Source organism: Allobosea sp. (assembly GCF_030695125.1).
GTDB lineage: Bacteria > Pseudomonadota > Alphaproteobacteria > Rhizobiales > Beijerinckiaceae > Allobosea.
The window spans coordinates 1-12,767 of the sequence record NZ_JAUYTP010000057.1; the positions used below are offsets into that span (position 1 = coordinate 1).

Genomic DNA, 12,767 nt, shown 5'->3' on the forward strand with positions numbered 1-12,767 from the left:
AAAACGCCAAACTCTCCGAAAACCGGCCGGAGATTGATCGGAACCCCGGCCGGCTTCAAATCGGAATGGTGGCCGACATCAGATCGGAACGGTGGCCGGCTTCAAATCGGAATACCCGGCCGGAATGAATCGGAATCCGCATTGTTCACGGCAGGGCCGGGAGAGCGCTTCGCCGAGGCCTCGCTTTTCGCCGCGCGCTACCATTGCGACGCCATTGCGCTCAGCGACGCCGTGGTCGCGTGTTTTCCCAGGGCCGCCTGCCTCGCCCGGCTGAACGACGATGCGCCGGCGCGGTTCGACCTGACTGCCGATCTCGCCCGGCAGGTGATGATGCTGCGCTCGCGGTTGACGCTGCGCGACATCCGCTCGGCGCGCGAGCGGGTGCTCGCCTTCCTTGTTGCGGAAGCCGGCGACGACGGGCGCACCGTCGCTTTCGGCGGCTCGCTGCGGGAGATCGCTAGTGCGATCGGCCTGACGCCCGAAGCCTTCTACCGGACGCTGGCGCGGCTCGAATCCGAGGGTGCGATCGAACGGAAGGCAGGCCGCATCGCCCTGACATGATCGCGATCATGTCAGGGCGATGCGGGTCTCTGGCAGGTTGGGTTCAAAGGAGAACCCCTATGATCCATATCGCCCTCACAGCCGCGCTCTTCCTGATTTCGGCAAGCGTCACGCCGGCCTGGCCGGCAAAAGCGCAGATGCCCAGCCCCTATGCCGGCGAGCAGGGCCGGGAGATCAAGGCGCTGTCGACCAAGGATATCGATGACCTAACTCAAGGCCGCGGAATGGGGCTCGCCAAGGCTGCCGAACTCAACCGATATCCAGGCCCCATGCATGGCCTCGAACTGGCCGAGCCGCTCAAGCTGTCGGACGAGCAACGGCAGGCGCTGAAGGCGATCATGACCCGTATGAGCGCAGAGGCGAAGGCGGTCGGAGAAGACCTACTCGGCCTTGAGCGCGAACTGGACGCAGGCTTCGTTGCGCGGACGATCAACGGCCAGCGCCTGCGGGCGCTGACAGAACGGATCGGCGTCACGCAGGGAGCTCTGAGGGCAGTCCATCTCGCCGCCCATATCGAGACCGCGGCCGTCCTTTCCAGTGAACAGATCGCACAATACGATCTTCTGCGCGGCTATGCCGGTACGCCCGCAGGATCTGGCGCTCATGGATTGCATAACAAGCATTGAGCAAATTGCGAGATCGCGGCTCGACGAGCGCCACGATCGCAGGCTGCGCCACTCGTCTAGTCAATAGGCCGACGGCCTATTTGCGCGCCTTTTCGACCTCGCGCTTGACCAACTCGTAAAGTGGGCGCGGACCGAATTCTGTGAGGGGCTGCCCGTTCACGAAGAAGGTCGGCGTTCTGCTCACCTCGAGCGCTTTTGCGTCCGCCCCATCCTTGTCCAGAGTCATCTGGAATTCCGGCCGGGCCACGTCGCGCTTGCCCATCTCGATGTCGAGACCAGCGTCCTTCGCACGCGCCCAGGCCTTCTCTAGGTCGGGCTTGTCGTGGTCCGCCCATTCCGGCTGGAACTCCAGAAGCGCTGCGAGGACGGGCTCGAACTTGCCCTGAAGCCGAGCCGCTTCGAGGATCTTGACCGCGTCGTCCGACCCCTCGTGGAACGCCGCGTACCGGATCACAAGCCGCGCATCGTTCGGGAACAGGGCCAGGATCTGCTTGAGCGGCGGATAGAAGGCGCGGCAGGCCTCGCAGGACGGATCGAAGAACTCGACGATTGTGACCGGAGCACTCGCAGGGCCGATGACGGGCGAATGATCGCGGACGAGCGCCTCGGCGCGCGAGGCCGCAATGGCTTGAGCCCGTTTGGTCTGTTCGTTCCGATGGAAGAGGGTGGCGCCGGAGAAGATCGCGAGGGCGAAGACGCCGGTGAGGACAACGATCACACGGCGGTTCATGACGCGGCCTTTGTTCTGGAGCCGATGAGCGCGATGGCGATCGCGGCGAAGGCTGCGAGAGACAGGTAAGGCAAGGGCAGCATGCCCAGGATCGTCATGTCGGCGCTGGCACAGGAGGGTCCCTGCGAGCAGGGCTGAATGCCTTCGGGGATCAGGCCGGCGTAGAGGAGGCTGTGGAACGCCGCGATCGCCATGCCGATGGCGGCCAGGGGAAGGCCATAGCGCCATATTCCTGTGTCGCCCCGGAAGCTGGCCACGGCGAGCAAGACCGCGAGCGGGAACATGAAGGCGCGCTGATGCCAGCACAGGCTGCAGGGAGCCTGGCCGACGACCTCGCCGATGAAGAGCGCGGCCAGGCTCGCTGCGACTGCGATGATCCAGGCGACGAAGAGATAGAGCCAGCGGTCGTGTCCGCTGGCGGCGGTAGCATTGTTGGTCATGTGGGAATGAGAGCCTTTCATCCGATTTTCGCGAGGAAGGGGAAGGTTTCGAGAAGCCAGAACGCCATGGTCGAGAGCTGGCCCGACATCATGGCGAGGCCCATCAGGAGCATGATGCCGCCCGCCACGATCTGCAGGCTGCGACCGACGCCGCGCAGTCGGCGCAGCCTCGCCGTCATGCCGTCGGCGAACAGCGCCGTCAGGAGGAAGGGGATCGCGAGCCCGAGCGAGTAGACGCTCAGCAGAGCGACGCCGCTCGATGCCGAGGTCGACGTCGCGCTGACGGTCAGGATGGCGCCCAGAACCGGGCCGATGCAGGGCGTCCAGCCGAAGGCGAAGGCAAGACCGAGGAGATAGGCTCCCATGGGCCGTCCGCCTTCGATCGGCACATGCAGGCGAAGCTCGCGTTCGAGCCAGGCAAAGCGCACCAGCCCCGTCGTGAAGACGCCAAAGATGAAGATGATCGCGCCGCCGAGGATGCCGGCTTCGTAGCGATAGGCGAGAAGGAGGTGGCTGAGCGCGCTCGCGCCTGCGCCGAGCAGCACGAAGACTGTCGAGAAGCCGAGCACGAAACAGACGCTCATCACGAGGGCGTTGAGCCGCGACGAGGATCGCGAAGGCAGGCCGCCGGCCGTAGCCGCGCCGCCTGCGATATACGAGACGTAGCCAGGGACGAGCGGCAGGACGCAAGGCGACAGGAACGAGACCGCGCCGGCCGCGAGCGCCGCCCATATGCCGATACCAGCGATGTCCATCAGCGTGCGCTCCTTTGCGGGGCGCCGGCGAGAAGGGCCGCGATCTCGTCGATCATCGGCTTCTCATCCCAGGCTCGCACGCCGAACCAGCGACCCCGCTCGGAGCCGTCGGGGCCGAACAGAATCGTGGTGGGCAGCCCGGAGATCGACAGCCGACCCACCGACGCGCCCGTCGGATCGAGGTAGACCGGCAGGTCCTTGACGTTCAGCTGCGCCAAGAGCGGCTCGACGACTTCTGCGCCGTCGCGATCGAGGGAGAGCGCGAGCACGGCAGGAGGCCGACCGTCCAGGCTGCGATGGAGCCTCGCAAGCGCAGGCATCTCCTCGCGACAGGACCAGCACCACGTCGCCCAGACGGCCAGAAGAACGGCCTGGCCACGAAAGCTCGCGAGGCCGGAGGCGCTGCCGTCGAGCCGCTGGAACATGAGCGCGTCGGCGTTGCGCGGTCGCGGCGTCCTATCGGCGACGACGGCATAGGAGAGGGCTGCCGTAAGCGTCATGGCGACGAGCGACAGTGCGAGCCGTCTGGATCTGAACACTGGTCCGATCAATCTCGGGCCTCGAAAACGGGATTGTCATGTCGCGCGGACTCGCATGGGCGATGTGTGCTCGCTCACGGCCGGCGTCTCGGATCTGCCGTGAAGGGCTTGCGCGCAACGATGCCGCGGGCCGCAGGGAAGGCTCGCCCTTCAGCTGCGGCGCGGTGGTCCCGTGGCCTGTGGCGGCCCTTGCAGACTGGACGCGAGCGATGTCTGCACGCCATGGACGAAGATCGCCAGGGCGTGTTCGGCGCGTTCCGGGAGTAGACAGGCCGGTGGCGGAGGCGTCAGCGGTGCAAGAGCGACCGACTTCGCCCAGACGCAGCACGTGTTGACGCTTTCGATATGAGGCGCCCGATCACGCTGCGAATCCAGGGCGGTACCGCAGATCTCCGCGAGGGAAATCTCGCCTGCGTCGAACTTGACGGCGAGATGCGTGCTCCCCGCAAGCGCGCTGGCCATCAGCTGGAACATGAGCACGAGTCCGCAGGCGGCGACCAGGAGGCCTCGCCCCGTATCCCGTAATCTGCCGGTTGACATCATGACTGTATGATTAGCCCAGCCGAGAGGAGATGAGCAATTGCGATGCGGCCCGCTCGCGCTCTGTTGACCGTCCCCGCTCACACGTACTGTGGTCATCGCGTCGACTTTCCGGCCTTGGCGATATGCTCTTCGATCTCCGACTCCGTCGAGCGCTCGTCCCATTCCCGCGCACCTGGCCAGCGGGCGACTTCGCGCCCGGACGGATCGATGAGGACGGTGGTGGGCAGTCCGGTGATCCTCAGCGCCGGCATGCTCCGGGCCTCGCGATCAAGATAGATCGCGAGGTTGGAGAGGCCCATCCGCTTGAAGAAAGGCGCGACGACTTCCAATCCCTGTCGATCGATCGACAGCGCCACGACCTCGAACGAACTGTCGCCCTTCATTGCCTGAAGCCGGTCAAGCGAGGGCATCTCCTTGACGCAGGGCGGGCACCATGTCGCCCAGACGTTCAACAGGACGAAGCGGCCCTGGAACGCCGCCCCCATCAGCTCACGTCCGTCGGCGGTCTGGAATGCCAGCCCGGACAGGACCGGCGACGACGGCACGTTTCGTCGTGTGGCGACGAAGATCCCGGATGCCGCTGCGATGATGAGGGTGAGTGCTGCGGCGGAGAAGACGAGCCGGCGCCTGCCAAGGTTCATCGGAGCACCAGGCGGATCTTGTCCAGCGCCGAGCCATCGTCCTCGTGATAGTCGATCATGGTCCGGAAGCTGCCATCGGCCCTCATCAGATAGACCGAGGCCGAATGGTCCATGGTGTAGCCGTTGTCAGTCGGGATCTTCTTGGCGTAGGCCTTGTAAGCGGCGAGGGCCGCATCGACCTGCGCGCGAGAGCCGGTCAGGCCGACCACGCGCGGATCGAATGACTGGAGGTAGAGCGCCAGCTGCTCGGGTGTATCGCGCTCGGGATCGACCGTGACCAGCAGGATCTGCAGCCGGTCCGCCGCGGCGCCGATCTGCCTGGTCATGTTGGCCAACTGCACCAGGGTCGTCGGGCAGACCTCCGGGCAGTGGGTGAAGCCGAAGAACACAGCCATGGGCTTGCCGCGATAGTCGGCGTCGGTCACCGTCTTGCCGGTGTGGTCGACAAGCGCGAACGGCCCGCCGATCGCCGGCAGGCCCTGCATGGCCGCGCTATCAGGCAGCGGCCGGCCGGGGCCGTCGACCCGCCACCATCCCAGCATGACGGCGGCGCCGACGAAGGCCACGACAACGACGCCGGCCCAGGCGCCGTAGCGGATCCATTTCAGAATCGACATGACGCGCCTCAGTGTCCGGCGTGCTCAGCTGGCGCCGGCTGCGGCGCGCCCACGCCTTGGATCTGGAATTCAACCGTCACGGATCCAGCCCGCTCGAACAGTAGCGTCGCCTTGACCTTGTCGCCCTGCTTCAGGGGGGCCTTGAGCTCCACGAGCATCAAGTGCAGGCCACTGGGCTTGAACTCCACCTTCTGGCCCGTTGGGATGACGATGCCGTCCGTCTTCTCGCGCATCCGCATGATGCCGTCGGTGAGACTGCTCTCATGGATCTCGACGCGGGCGGCAGCTTCGGTCGAGCCTCCGATGAGTCGGTCCGGCGTCGGTCCGGTATTCTCGATGCCGAGATAGCCGCCGCCGACCTTGGCGGCCGGCGGTGTCGCCCTGGCCCAGGGATGGGTGATCTTCAACGGACCGACGGAATAGTCGTGGGCACGGGCAGGAATGGTCGCAAAAGCGGCAAGGGACAAGGCGACGCCGAGGGCGCCGATTGCTGATCGCGTCATGGAATGGATCCTCGAACAGGTGATGATACCGGCTTGGGCCGGCGCTCGTGTCACGCGTCGAGGCCGGGTGGCGCTCGCGATCCTTGAGTGGTCGCGACCCGGAACAGGATCGCCACCTGCGTCATCTGTCCGAACGCAACAGCCTGGCTTATCCGAGCGCGATAGGGAAAGGGAGCTGACGGGCCTGTCGGCGGGACGATCGGGTCGAGCGCGAGCGTGGCACCCCAGGTGCAACACGACGACTGCGCCGTGCCATGGTGGCCGTCGTCGTCGGTCGGCGCTGCGTCTGGAACGTGGGCGCCGGAGCACAGCGTCTGCATCAGTCCGGATATCGAACTGGCGCTGGCGATTTGCGCGCTGGCCGAGGCGCTGCCCAACAGCCCCTGCAGGATCAGGACATAGGCGAGTGTCAGCGCGAGCAGCGCCCGGACGACAACGGTTCTGGTCGAGCGCATGGTCACGGAGCTGGCATAGCGAGGCTCGAACAGCCCCGCAATGCGACATCGCGTGACCGGGCTCAGCCTGTCGCCAAATCGAAGAGCAGCTTCATGTTCAGCGCGATGATGATCGCCGCGATCATCGCAGCGATGATGGTCAGCCATCTCGGCGCGACCATCTCGCCCATCTTGCTCCTGGATGCCGTGAACATGACCAGTGGCACGATCGCGAAGGGGAGCTGAAGTCCCAGCACGACCTGGCTCAGGATCAGGAGCTTGCCGGTCTCGCCGGCACCGTAAATCCAGGTCACCAGGATCGCCGGGATGATCGCGACGAGGCGGGTGACGAGGCGGCGCACCCAGGCCGGCAACTTGATGTCGAGGAAGCCCTCCATAACGATCTGGCCGGCCATGGTGGCGGTCACGGTCGAGTTCAGTCCACAGCACAACAGCGCGATGGCGAAGAGCGTCGGCGCAATCGACAGGCCCAGCAGAGGCGCTAGCAGCTCATGCGCCCGACCGAGTTCGGCGACGTCGTTCTGGCCCGTCTTGTGGAAGGTCGCCGCTGCCAGGATCAGGATCGAGGCGTTGACCAGCAGCGCGAACATCAGAGCGACGGTGGAGTCGACGGTGGCCCATTTCAGGGCGTCGCGCTTCTCGGGCAGCGTCTCGCCAAAGGCTCGCGTCTGCACGATGCCCGAATGCAGATAGAGGTTGTGGGGCATCACGGTCGCACCGATGATGCCCAGCGCAAGGTAGAGCATCTGCGGATTGGTGATAATCTCGGTGGTTGGCGCAAAGCCCCGGATCACCTGCCCCCAATCGGGATCGGCGAGAGCGATCTGCACGCCGAAGCACAGCGCGATCACGCCCAGTAGCGTGATGATGAAGGCCTCGATCCAACGGAATCCCTTGTTCTGTAGCCAGAGGATCACGAAGACGTCGAGCGCGGTGACGACGACGCCGATCTCGAGCGGCATGCCGAAGAGCAGGTTGAGCGCGATCGCGGTGCCGATGACCTCGGCGAGGTCGGTCGCGCAAATTGCGAGCTCGGCCAGCGCCCAGAGCGGCCAGGCGATGGCACGGGGATAGGCGTCACGGCAGGCCTGGGCGAGGTCCCGGCCGGTGGCGACGGCAAGCCTGGCGCAGAGCGCCTGCAGGATGATCGCCATGATGTTGGAGACCAGCGCGACGAAGAGCAGCGTGTAGCCGAACTGGGCTCCGCCGGCGAGCGAGGTCGCCCAGTTGCCGGGGTCCATATATCCGACGGCGACAAGGTAGCCCGGGCCGAAGAAGGCAAGAAATTTCCGCCAGGATGTCGCGCCAGGCTTGAACTCGATGCTGCGGAACACGTCGAGCAACGACGGCTCGCCGCGCGATTTGCGCCAGCCGGTTTCCGCACCCTCGACCTTGTCCAGCATTCGCCGCCCCTAAGATGCAACTGATTTGCAAAAGCAGATTATGGATGCATGTCCGATTGTCAATGCATTTGCGAATGATTCCCATTAAAGGAGGCTAGGGAGGAATTCATGTCCGACGCAGCCGACGTGTTGATCGAGCACTGCCGCGAGGCGGGCCAGCGCATCACGGGCCCTCGCCGCATCATCGCCGATGTGGTCGCCAAGGCCGACGATCATCCGGACGTTACTGAGATCTATCGGCGGGTCGCGGCCATAGATCCCGGCATATCGTTATCGACCGTCTACCGCACGCTGAAGGTCTTCGCTGCCACGGGGCTCGTCGAGCGGCACAGCTTCGCGGGCGGACGCGTCCGGATCGAGCCCGCATCGGACGTCCACCACGATCATTTGATCGACACCGAGAGCGGCGCAGTCATTGAGTTCAGGTCGGAAGAGATCGAACGGCTACAGGCGCTGGTCGCGAGGGAGCTGGGTTTCGAGCTGACCGGGCATAGACTCGTGCTGTACGGGCGTCCTCTGGCCAAGGTGGAGCGCCGCGACCTGAAGCGCTGACGCAAGGCTAGTCCGCAGCAGGCTTTCAGCCGCAGGACGGCCTTGACCCCTCAGATCCCATATTGCTCCACAACATGCAGGCTGTCGTCGGCTCGGCGAAACACGAATTGGGGTCCGGTCAACGAATTGCGAGAGAGCCGGTCGTGTCCGTTCGGCCGGGAGCGTCGTCTCCGCCGAAGGGATCGGCGAGCGCGGCGTCAGGCCGGCTAATCTCGACTTTACCGGCGACCATGGGCTGCATGCGCTCTGGTCCGAGGCTCTTGAGCATCGCCCGGAAACTCTGGTGCATGCCGCCGTCCAGATGCGCGTAGCTCATCGCCGGCGTGCCGCTCCCGATCAGCTCGGCGAACCGGGCCTCGTCGCGCGCCTGGCGCTGCGACACCAAGGGCTGCACCTCCGGGGCGATGTCGTAGGTCGGGCACGCCTCAGCCGGCGAGAATGGTCCCGCCCCCTCCTTGGCGTTGAACACGTAGCGGCGACCACAGGCCGCAAGCCGGGGTGGCTGCTTCGTTGCCTCGAAGTGGTCCGAGCCTTCCTTCAGGTTTTTCCAGAAGGCGAAATGGGCGTTGTTGCGGTGCCGCGCCATATTCTCGGGCGTCATCCGGAACGGCAGCGCCTGGACCTGGAAGCTGCGCTGCCCCCCGGCGAAGGCCTCGCGCGCCAGACCGTAGATCTCGGTGACGCCGTCGTCGGTCATGGCGAAGCAGCCTGCCGAGGTGCAGGCGCCGTGGACCATAAGCGCCGAGCCGGTGGCGCCCTGCGACTTCTCTAGTGGGTTGGGGTAGCCGAGGTTGAAGGACAGGTAGAACTGCGAGCGCGGGTTCATCAGGTCCGCGGTCACCGTGTAGAACCCCTCCGGCGCCTGTCGGTCGCCCTCGCGCTTCTTCGGGCCAAGTTGGCCCGACCAGCGGCACATCGGGTAGGTCTTGAGCAGGGCGTACTGCCCGCTGCGGTCGCGCTTCCAGACCTCAAGCTCGCTCTCTTTTTTGAAGATCCGAACTAGGATGGGATCGCCCTGGCTCATGCCCTTGCCGGACATCTCCGAGACCAGCCGTGCGGGGAGCGGTTGAAGATGCCGATCGTCACCCTCGCCAGTGACGCAGCCCGAGAGGGCGAGCGCGCCAAGCACGAGCCCGAGTGCAATTCGCAAGGTCGAGATTCGGATGGGTGAGAACATGCGAGAATTTTTGCGCGAACGAAGCTGACAAATCGTCAAAAAGGACAGTTAACGGCTTGCTACAACCTGATGCCACTTGAGGTTCAAGAGAAAATTTGCGGCGTCCGCCCTGAGCCCGGACGTCTGGTCCACCAGCGCCGGAGCGCGACAACCGACCAGATCGCCTCCACGACGCCGAATGGCCAGGCGCCCTGCAGGAAGCCGTACACTGACCCGAGCGCACAGGCGACAGCGAAGCCTAGAACGAACCAGTGGCTGCGCTCTTCGAACGCGTAGGTGGCTAGCATGAGCGTCACGGCGAAGAGGCCGAAAAGGGTGAGGTTGTCCATCGAGCGATCTTGTACATGGCGGCGATCGCACCCGTCGTATCCGATTCCGTTCGCCGAAGGAGCTACTGAGCTGCGACGCCCAGTCGCATCACATTGAGGACTTCTGTGCTCGGATGCGCTTGAACCTCAAGCCACTTCAGGTGCGATCAAACCGCCAAGGGAGATTTTTCATGTTCGCACGTCGCACGCTGCTTCGACTCTCTGCCGGTCTCTTCGCCACCAGCGTCATCGGCCGATCGGCGAATGCCCAGCCCGCCCTTGCCGCCAAACTGCTGGAGCCCGGCCCGCTCCCGGAGAAGGTCTTCGGGGCAGCTGATGCGCCGGTCACGGTGATCGAGTACGCCTCGCTCACCTGCCATCACTGCATGAACTTCCATACCAACACGTGGCCGGCGTTCAAGGCGAAGTACGTTGATACCGGCAAGGTCCGCTTCATCGCGCGCGAGTTTCCGCTCGACCCGCTTTCGGCGGCAGGTTTCATGCTGGCGCGCTGCGGCGATGAGGCGAAATGGTATCCGATCGTCGACATGCTCTACAGGACGCAGGAGGGCTGGGCTCATGCCCAAAAGCCGCTTGATGCTCTAACCCAGACGATGAAGCAGGCCGGATTCAGCGAGGAGAAGGTGAATGCCTGTCTCCAGCGAGAGGACCTGTTCCGGGCGGTCCGCCAGATCCAGGAGCGCGCGAACAAGGAATTCGGCGTGAACTCTACACCGACATTCTTCGTCAACGGCGAGAAGCGGACGGGCGCTCTGACGATCGACGAGTTCGACAAGATCCTTGCGCCGCTGCTGGCAGGGCGCTGATCACGCGGTGAGCCGCGATGCTAGCGAGACCCCTTGAGCGCGGCAGTGACGACGTCCGGACGACCCAGGAAGCGCCCGAGATCCTGCCAAGCGTTCTGGTTGTCCGGCGACTGTCGCCGAATGAAGGTCAGGCCCGATTTCGACCAAGGCAGGACCTTGTCGGTCTGGTTGTCGAGGACGAACTCGCCGCGGTCGGTGACGACGGTGAGAACGGCGTGGCCGCCGCCCTCCTTGTCGATCACCACGGTGATCAGCAGCGCCGAGAGGGGCCAGCCGCGCTTGATCAGTTCGCGCCGCTTCTCGAGGACGTAGTCCTCGCAGTCGCCCTTGTCGGTCTTCGCATAGTCCCAGTTCTCGATGACGCCGAACTGGTCCTGGTCCGTGACCGGCTCGATCGCCTGGTTGAACTTGAGGTTGACGGTCAGGAGTTCACTCCAGGCCCGGTCGTCGAGGCGCATGACAGTCTGCGCCGAGCGCGGCGTCCGGCAGTCGGTCGGGTTGTCGTCGCAGAACTGCGACCAGCCGATCGGCGTGCGCGAGGATTGGCCGGCGTGGAGATGGGCAAGGTCGGTATTGCCGGACGCGAAGGCTGGCGTGACCAGGGTCGAAGTCGCGATAGCGAGGACTATCGCGGCGATAACGCTCTGCCTTTTTTTCATGACGCTCTCCATGTCGTTGAGAGCGTTTCTAGCGAGGACGCGTTGAATTCACGCGAAATTAGGCCCCTGAATTATAGGCCTAAGATTCAGAATTCATTGATATTTCTTGCCACCTCATCAACCTTAAGGAAGGCTTTCGCCATGGACCGTTTCGCTGCAGTCGAAGGCGCTGGCCGTGCGCTCGCCGCCACAGGCGCCATGACAATTCTCGTAGGCAGGGCATCATGAAATCGCGCAATGGCGCTCTGGCCATCGCCCTGGTCGCACTCGCGGTCCTGTTCTACGCGGTCAGCGTGGTGAGGATGCGCGAGGTGGAAGACCGCCGCCATCAGACCGACCCCAAGGCGCACGCCTCTGGCGCCCCGGCATCATCGCCGCGCCCCTGACCACCTGCGCGCAAGCGCGGTTCTTTCTCGGCCGTTCTTCCCCCCGCGCCTTTTGGCCTATGTCAGTAAAAAAGGCCGCGCTGGACCTACAGGGGGGTCACGTGTCCCTCGGCGGCTCTGATCTCGCCATCCTCGATCTGGATCGTCGTGTGGGTCAGCCCGAATTCCGATCGCATGACGCCGCTTGCAGCCGTGAGAATGCCGGCCGACTTCGTCATGTCGTCGATCACCAGATGGCAGCTCATCGCGTCCAGCCCAGACGTGATGGTCCAAACATGCAGGTCGTCGACGGCGACGACGCCGGGGAGGTCGGCGAGCTTTGCCTGTAGAAGCTTCAGATCGACCTCCGGCGGCGTACCCTCAAGCAGGATGTGTACGGCCTGCTTCAGTAGGCTCCAGGTGCGCGGCACGATGAACAGGCCGATGCCCGCGCCGACGATCGGATCGACGATCGTCCAGCCGGTGAGCAGGACGACGATGGCCGCGACGATGACGCCGAGCGAACCCAGCATGTCGCTCAGGACCTCGAAATACGCGCCCTTGACGTTCAGGCTCTCGGACGATCCTCCCGAGAGCAGCTTCATGCTGACGAGGTTGACACCGAGACCCACGACCGCGACGACCAGCATCGGACCGCCGATGATCTCCGGCGGGTTCTGGAAGCGCTGGTACGCCTCGTAGAGGATGTAGACCGTCAGGAGCAGGAGGACGACGGCGTTGGTCAGCGCCGAGAGCACCTCGGCGCGGACATAGCCGAATGTCTTCTCCGGCGTAGCGGGACGCTCGGCGAAGCGGATCGCGATCAGCGCCAGGGCCAGGCCGCCGGCATCGGTCAGCATGTGGGCCGCATCCGCCAAGAGCGCGAGGCTACCGGTCCAGAGCCCGCCGACGACCTCAGCGACCATGAACGCCGTGGTCAGGCCCAGCGCCATCGCCAGCCGGCTCTTGTGCCTGCCGGCCGCGGTGCCTGTCGGAGCCGCGCCGTGCGAGTGCCCTGTCGCCATCGTGAAACTCCCCATGAACGCCTACTGAGTAGAACAGGCGC

19 protein-coding genes are annotated in these 12,767 nt (G+C 64.8%); 5 read left to right on the forward strand and 14 right to left on the reverse strand.

Features of this window, described 5'->3' with window-relative positions; genetic code table 11:
* The first annotated feature begins 33 nt into the window (after nucleotides 1-33).
* Nucleotides 34-561 (forward strand): Crp/Fnr family transcriptional regulator, encoded by a 528-nt coding sequence (locus Q8S38_RS17940; protein WP_371125915.1) that lies wholly within the window; start codon nucleotides 34-36, stop codon nucleotides 559-561.
* 59 nt (nucleotides 562-620) lie between these two features.
* Nucleotides 621-1,187, forward strand: coding sequence for a Spy/CpxP family protein refolding chaperone (locus Q8S38_RS17945; protein ID WP_305681734.1), 567 nt, complete (start codon nucleotides 621-623; stop codon nucleotides 1,185-1,187).
* Nucleotides 1,188-1,263: 76 nt separating this feature from the next.
* On the opposite strand, the gene Q8S38_RS17950 is transcribed toward Q8S38_RS17945, so the two are convergent.
* From Q8S38_RS17950 to Q8S38_RS17995, 10 genes are all read right to left on the reverse strand, one after another.
* Nucleotides 1,264-1,917: a DsbA family protein gene (locus Q8S38_RS17950; RefSeq protein ID WP_305681735.1), complete on the reverse strand. Its 654-nt coding sequence runs from the start codon at nucleotides 1,915-1,917 to the stop codon at nucleotides 1,264-1,266.
* Nucleotides 1,914-2,357 (reverse strand): disulfide bond formation protein B, encoded by a 444-nt coding sequence (locus Q8S38_RS17955; protein WP_305681736.1) that lies wholly within the window; start codon nucleotides 2,355-2,357, stop codon nucleotides 1,914-1,916. The genes Q8S38_RS17950 and Q8S38_RS17955 overlap by 4 nt, the downstream gene beginning before the upstream one ends.
* A 17-nt stretch (nucleotides 2,358-2,374) precedes the next feature.
* On the reverse strand, nucleotides 2,375-3,112 hold the full coding sequence (locus Q8S38_RS17960; RefSeq protein WP_305681737.1) for a cytochrome c biogenesis CcdA family protein: 738 nt from the start codon (nucleotides 3,110-3,112) through the stop codon (nucleotides 2,375-2,377).
* Nucleotides 3,112-3,537 carry a TlpA family protein disulfide reductase gene (locus Q8S38_RS17965; RefSeq protein WP_305681738.1) on the reverse strand — a complete coding sequence of 142 codons (426 nt, stop codon included), beginning with the start codon at nucleotides 3,535-3,537 and terminating at the stop codon, nucleotides 3,112-3,114. The genes Q8S38_RS17960 and Q8S38_RS17965 overlap by 1 nt, the downstream gene beginning before the upstream one ends.
* A gap of 264 nt (nucleotides 3,538-3,801) precedes the next feature.
* Nucleotides 3,802-4,125 (reverse strand): hypothetical protein, encoded by a 324-nt coding sequence (locus Q8S38_RS17970; protein WP_305681739.1) that lies wholly within the window; start codon nucleotides 4,123-4,125, stop codon nucleotides 3,802-3,804.
* 161 nt (nucleotides 4,126-4,286) lie between these two features.
* Nucleotides 4,287-4,835 carry a TlpA family protein disulfide reductase gene (locus Q8S38_RS17975; RefSeq protein ID WP_305681740.1) on the reverse strand — a complete coding sequence of 183 codons (549 nt, stop codon included), beginning with the start codon at nucleotides 4,833-4,835 and terminating at the stop codon, nucleotides 4,287-4,289.
* The gene (locus Q8S38_RS17980; protein ID WP_305681741.1) at nucleotides 4,832-5,452 is read right to left on the reverse strand and encodes an SCO family protein; all 621 of its coding nucleotides are present in this window, start codon (nucleotides 5,450-5,452) and stop codon (nucleotides 4,832-4,834) included. Before Q8S38_RS17980 ends, Q8S38_RS17975 begins: the two co-directional genes overlap by 4 nt.
* Nucleotides 5,453-5,460: 8 nt before the next feature.
* Nucleotides 5,461-5,955, reverse strand: a complete 495-nt coding sequence (locus tag Q8S38_RS17985; protein WP_305681742.1) for a copper chaperone PCu(A)C — start codon at nucleotides 5,953-5,955, stop codon at nucleotides 5,461-5,463.
* 50 nt (nucleotides 5,956-6,005) lie between these two features.
* On the reverse strand, nucleotides 6,006-6,416 hold the full coding sequence (locus Q8S38_RS17990) for a DUF2946 family protein (protein WP_305681743.1): 411 nt from the start codon (nucleotides 6,414-6,416) through the stop codon (nucleotides 6,006-6,008).
* 56 nt (nucleotides 6,417-6,472) lie between these two features.
* Complete coding sequence (locus tag Q8S38_RS17995; RefSeq protein WP_305681744.1) at nucleotides 6,473-7,813, reverse strand: Nramp family divalent metal transporter; 1,341 nt, start codon at nucleotides 7,811-7,813, stop codon at nucleotides 6,473-6,475.
* A 108-nt stretch (nucleotides 7,814-7,921) separates the two neighbouring features.
* Here Q8S38_RS17995 and Q8S38_RS18000 point away from each other — a divergent pair, with 108 nt between their 5' ends.
* Nucleotides 7,922-8,365 carry a Fur family transcriptional regulator gene (locus Q8S38_RS18000; protein WP_305681745.1) on the forward strand — a complete coding sequence of 148 codons (444 nt, stop codon included), beginning with the start codon at nucleotides 7,922-7,924 and terminating at the stop codon, nucleotides 8,363-8,365.
* 118 nt (nucleotides 8,366-8,483) lie between these two features.
* Here the strand turns inward: Q8S38_RS18000 and Q8S38_RS18005 are convergent, their stop codons facing one another.
* Together Q8S38_RS18005 and Q8S38_RS18010 are read right to left on the reverse strand one after the other, a co-directional pair.
* The gene (locus Q8S38_RS18005) at nucleotides 8,484-9,542 is read right to left on the reverse strand and encodes a L,D-transpeptidase family protein (RefSeq protein WP_305681746.1); all 1,059 of its coding nucleotides are present in this window, start codon (nucleotides 9,540-9,542) and stop codon (nucleotides 8,484-8,486) included.
* A gap of 83 nt (nucleotides 9,543-9,625) precedes the next feature.
* Nucleotides 9,626-9,871, reverse strand: coding sequence for a hypothetical protein (locus Q8S38_RS18010; RefSeq protein WP_305681747.1), 246 nt, complete (start codon nucleotides 9,869-9,871; stop codon nucleotides 9,626-9,628).
* Between the two features lie 170 nt (nucleotides 9,872-10,041).
* On the opposite strand from Q8S38_RS18010, the gene Q8S38_RS18015 reads away from it, so the two are divergent.
* Nucleotides 10,042-10,677: a DsbA family protein gene (locus tag Q8S38_RS18015; protein WP_305681748.1), complete on the forward strand. Its 636-nt coding sequence runs from the start codon at nucleotides 10,042-10,044 to the stop codon at nucleotides 10,675-10,677.
* A 20-nt stretch (nucleotides 10,678-10,697) separates the two neighbouring features.
* On the opposite strand, the gene Q8S38_RS18020 is transcribed toward Q8S38_RS18015, so the two are convergent.
* Nucleotides 10,698-11,336, reverse strand: coding sequence for a transglutaminase-like cysteine peptidase (locus Q8S38_RS18020; protein WP_305681749.1), 639 nt, complete (start codon nucleotides 11,334-11,336; stop codon nucleotides 10,698-10,700).
* A 224-nt stretch (nucleotides 11,337-11,560) separates the two neighbouring features.
* Here Q8S38_RS18020 and Q8S38_RS18025 point away from each other — a divergent pair, with 224 nt between their 5' ends.
* On the forward strand, nucleotides 11,561-11,722 hold the full coding sequence (locus Q8S38_RS18025) for a hypothetical protein (protein WP_156449133.1): 162 nt from the start codon (nucleotides 11,561-11,563) through the stop codon (nucleotides 11,720-11,722).
* A gap of 86 nt (nucleotides 11,723-11,808) precedes the next feature.
* Here the strand turns inward: Q8S38_RS18025 and Q8S38_RS18030 are convergent, their stop codons facing one another.
* Nucleotides 11,809-12,726 (reverse strand): cation diffusion facilitator family transporter, encoded by a 918-nt coding sequence (locus Q8S38_RS18030; protein WP_068185497.1) that lies wholly within the window; start codon nucleotides 12,724-12,726, stop codon nucleotides 11,809-11,811.
* Nucleotides 12,727-12,767: the final 41 nt, after the last annotated feature.

Bases quoted from the DNA above. Each gene is read 5' to 3' on its own strand.
- Q8S38_RS18020 (WP_305681749.1), bottom strand. From the start codon at position 11,336: ATGAAAAAAAGGCAGAGCGTTATCGCCGCGATAGTCCTCGCTATCGCG.
- Q8S38_RS18025 (WP_156449133.1), top strand. From the start codon at position 11,561: ATGAAATCGCGCAATGGCGCTCTGGCCATCGCCCTGGTCGCACTCGCG.
- Q8S38_RS17995 (WP_305681744.1), bottom strand. From the start codon at position 7,813: ATGCTGGACAAGGTCGAGGGTGCGGAAACCGGCTGGCGCAAATCGCGC.
- Q8S38_RS17975 (WP_305681740.1), bottom strand. From the start codon at position 4,835: ATGAACCTTGGCAGGCGCCGGCTCGTCTTCTCCGCCGCAGCACTCACC.
- Q8S38_RS18015 (WP_305681748.1), top strand. From the start codon at position 10,042: ATGTTCGCACGTCGCACGCTGCTTCGACTCTCTGCCGGTCTCTTCGCC.
- Q8S38_RS17970 (WP_305681739.1), bottom strand. From the start codon at position 4,125: ATGTTCCAGCTGATGGCCAGCGCGCTTGCGGGGAGCACGCATCTCGCC.
- Q8S38_RS17960 (WP_305681737.1), bottom strand. From the start codon at position 3,112: ATGGACATCGCTGGTATCGGCATATGGGCGGCGCTCGCGGCCGGCGCG.
- Q8S38_RS18010 (WP_305681747.1), bottom strand. From the start codon at position 9,871: ATGGACAACCTCACCCTTTTCGGCCTCTTCGCCGTGACGCTCATGCTA.
- Q8S38_RS17950 (WP_305681735.1), bottom strand. From the start codon at position 1,917: ATGAACCGCCGTGTGATCGTTGTCCTCACCGGCGTCTTCGCCCTCGCG.
- Q8S38_RS18030 (WP_068185497.1), bottom strand. From the start codon at position 12,726: ATGGCGACAGGGCACTCGCACGGCGCGGCTCCGACAGGCACCGCGGCC.
- Q8S38_RS18000 (WP_305681745.1), top strand. From the start codon at position 7,922: ATGTCCGACGCAGCCGACGTGTTGATCGAGCACTGCCGCGAGGCGGGC.
- Q8S38_RS17945 (WP_305681734.1), top strand. From the start codon at position 621: ATGATCCATATCGCCCTCACAGCCGCGCTCTTCCTGATTTCGGCAAGC.
- Q8S38_RS18005 (WP_305681746.1), bottom strand. From the start codon at position 9,542: ATGTTCTCACCCATCCGAATCTCGACCTTGCGAATTGCACTCGGGCTC.
- Q8S38_RS17965 (WP_305681738.1), bottom strand. From the start codon at position 3,537: ATGTTCCAGCGGCTCGACGGCAGCGCCTCCGGCCTCGCGAGCTTTCGT.
- Q8S38_RS17985 (WP_305681742.1), bottom strand. From the start codon at position 5,955: ATGACGCGATCAGCAATCGGCGCCCTCGGCGTCGCCTTGTCCCTTGCC.
- Q8S38_RS17980 (WP_305681741.1), bottom strand. From the start codon at position 5,452: ATGTCGATTCTGAAATGGATCCGCTACGGCGCCTGGGCCGGCGTCGTT.
- Q8S38_RS17955 (WP_305681736.1), bottom strand. From the start codon at position 2,357: ATGACCAACAATGCTACCGCCGCCAGCGGACACGACCGCTGGCTCTAT.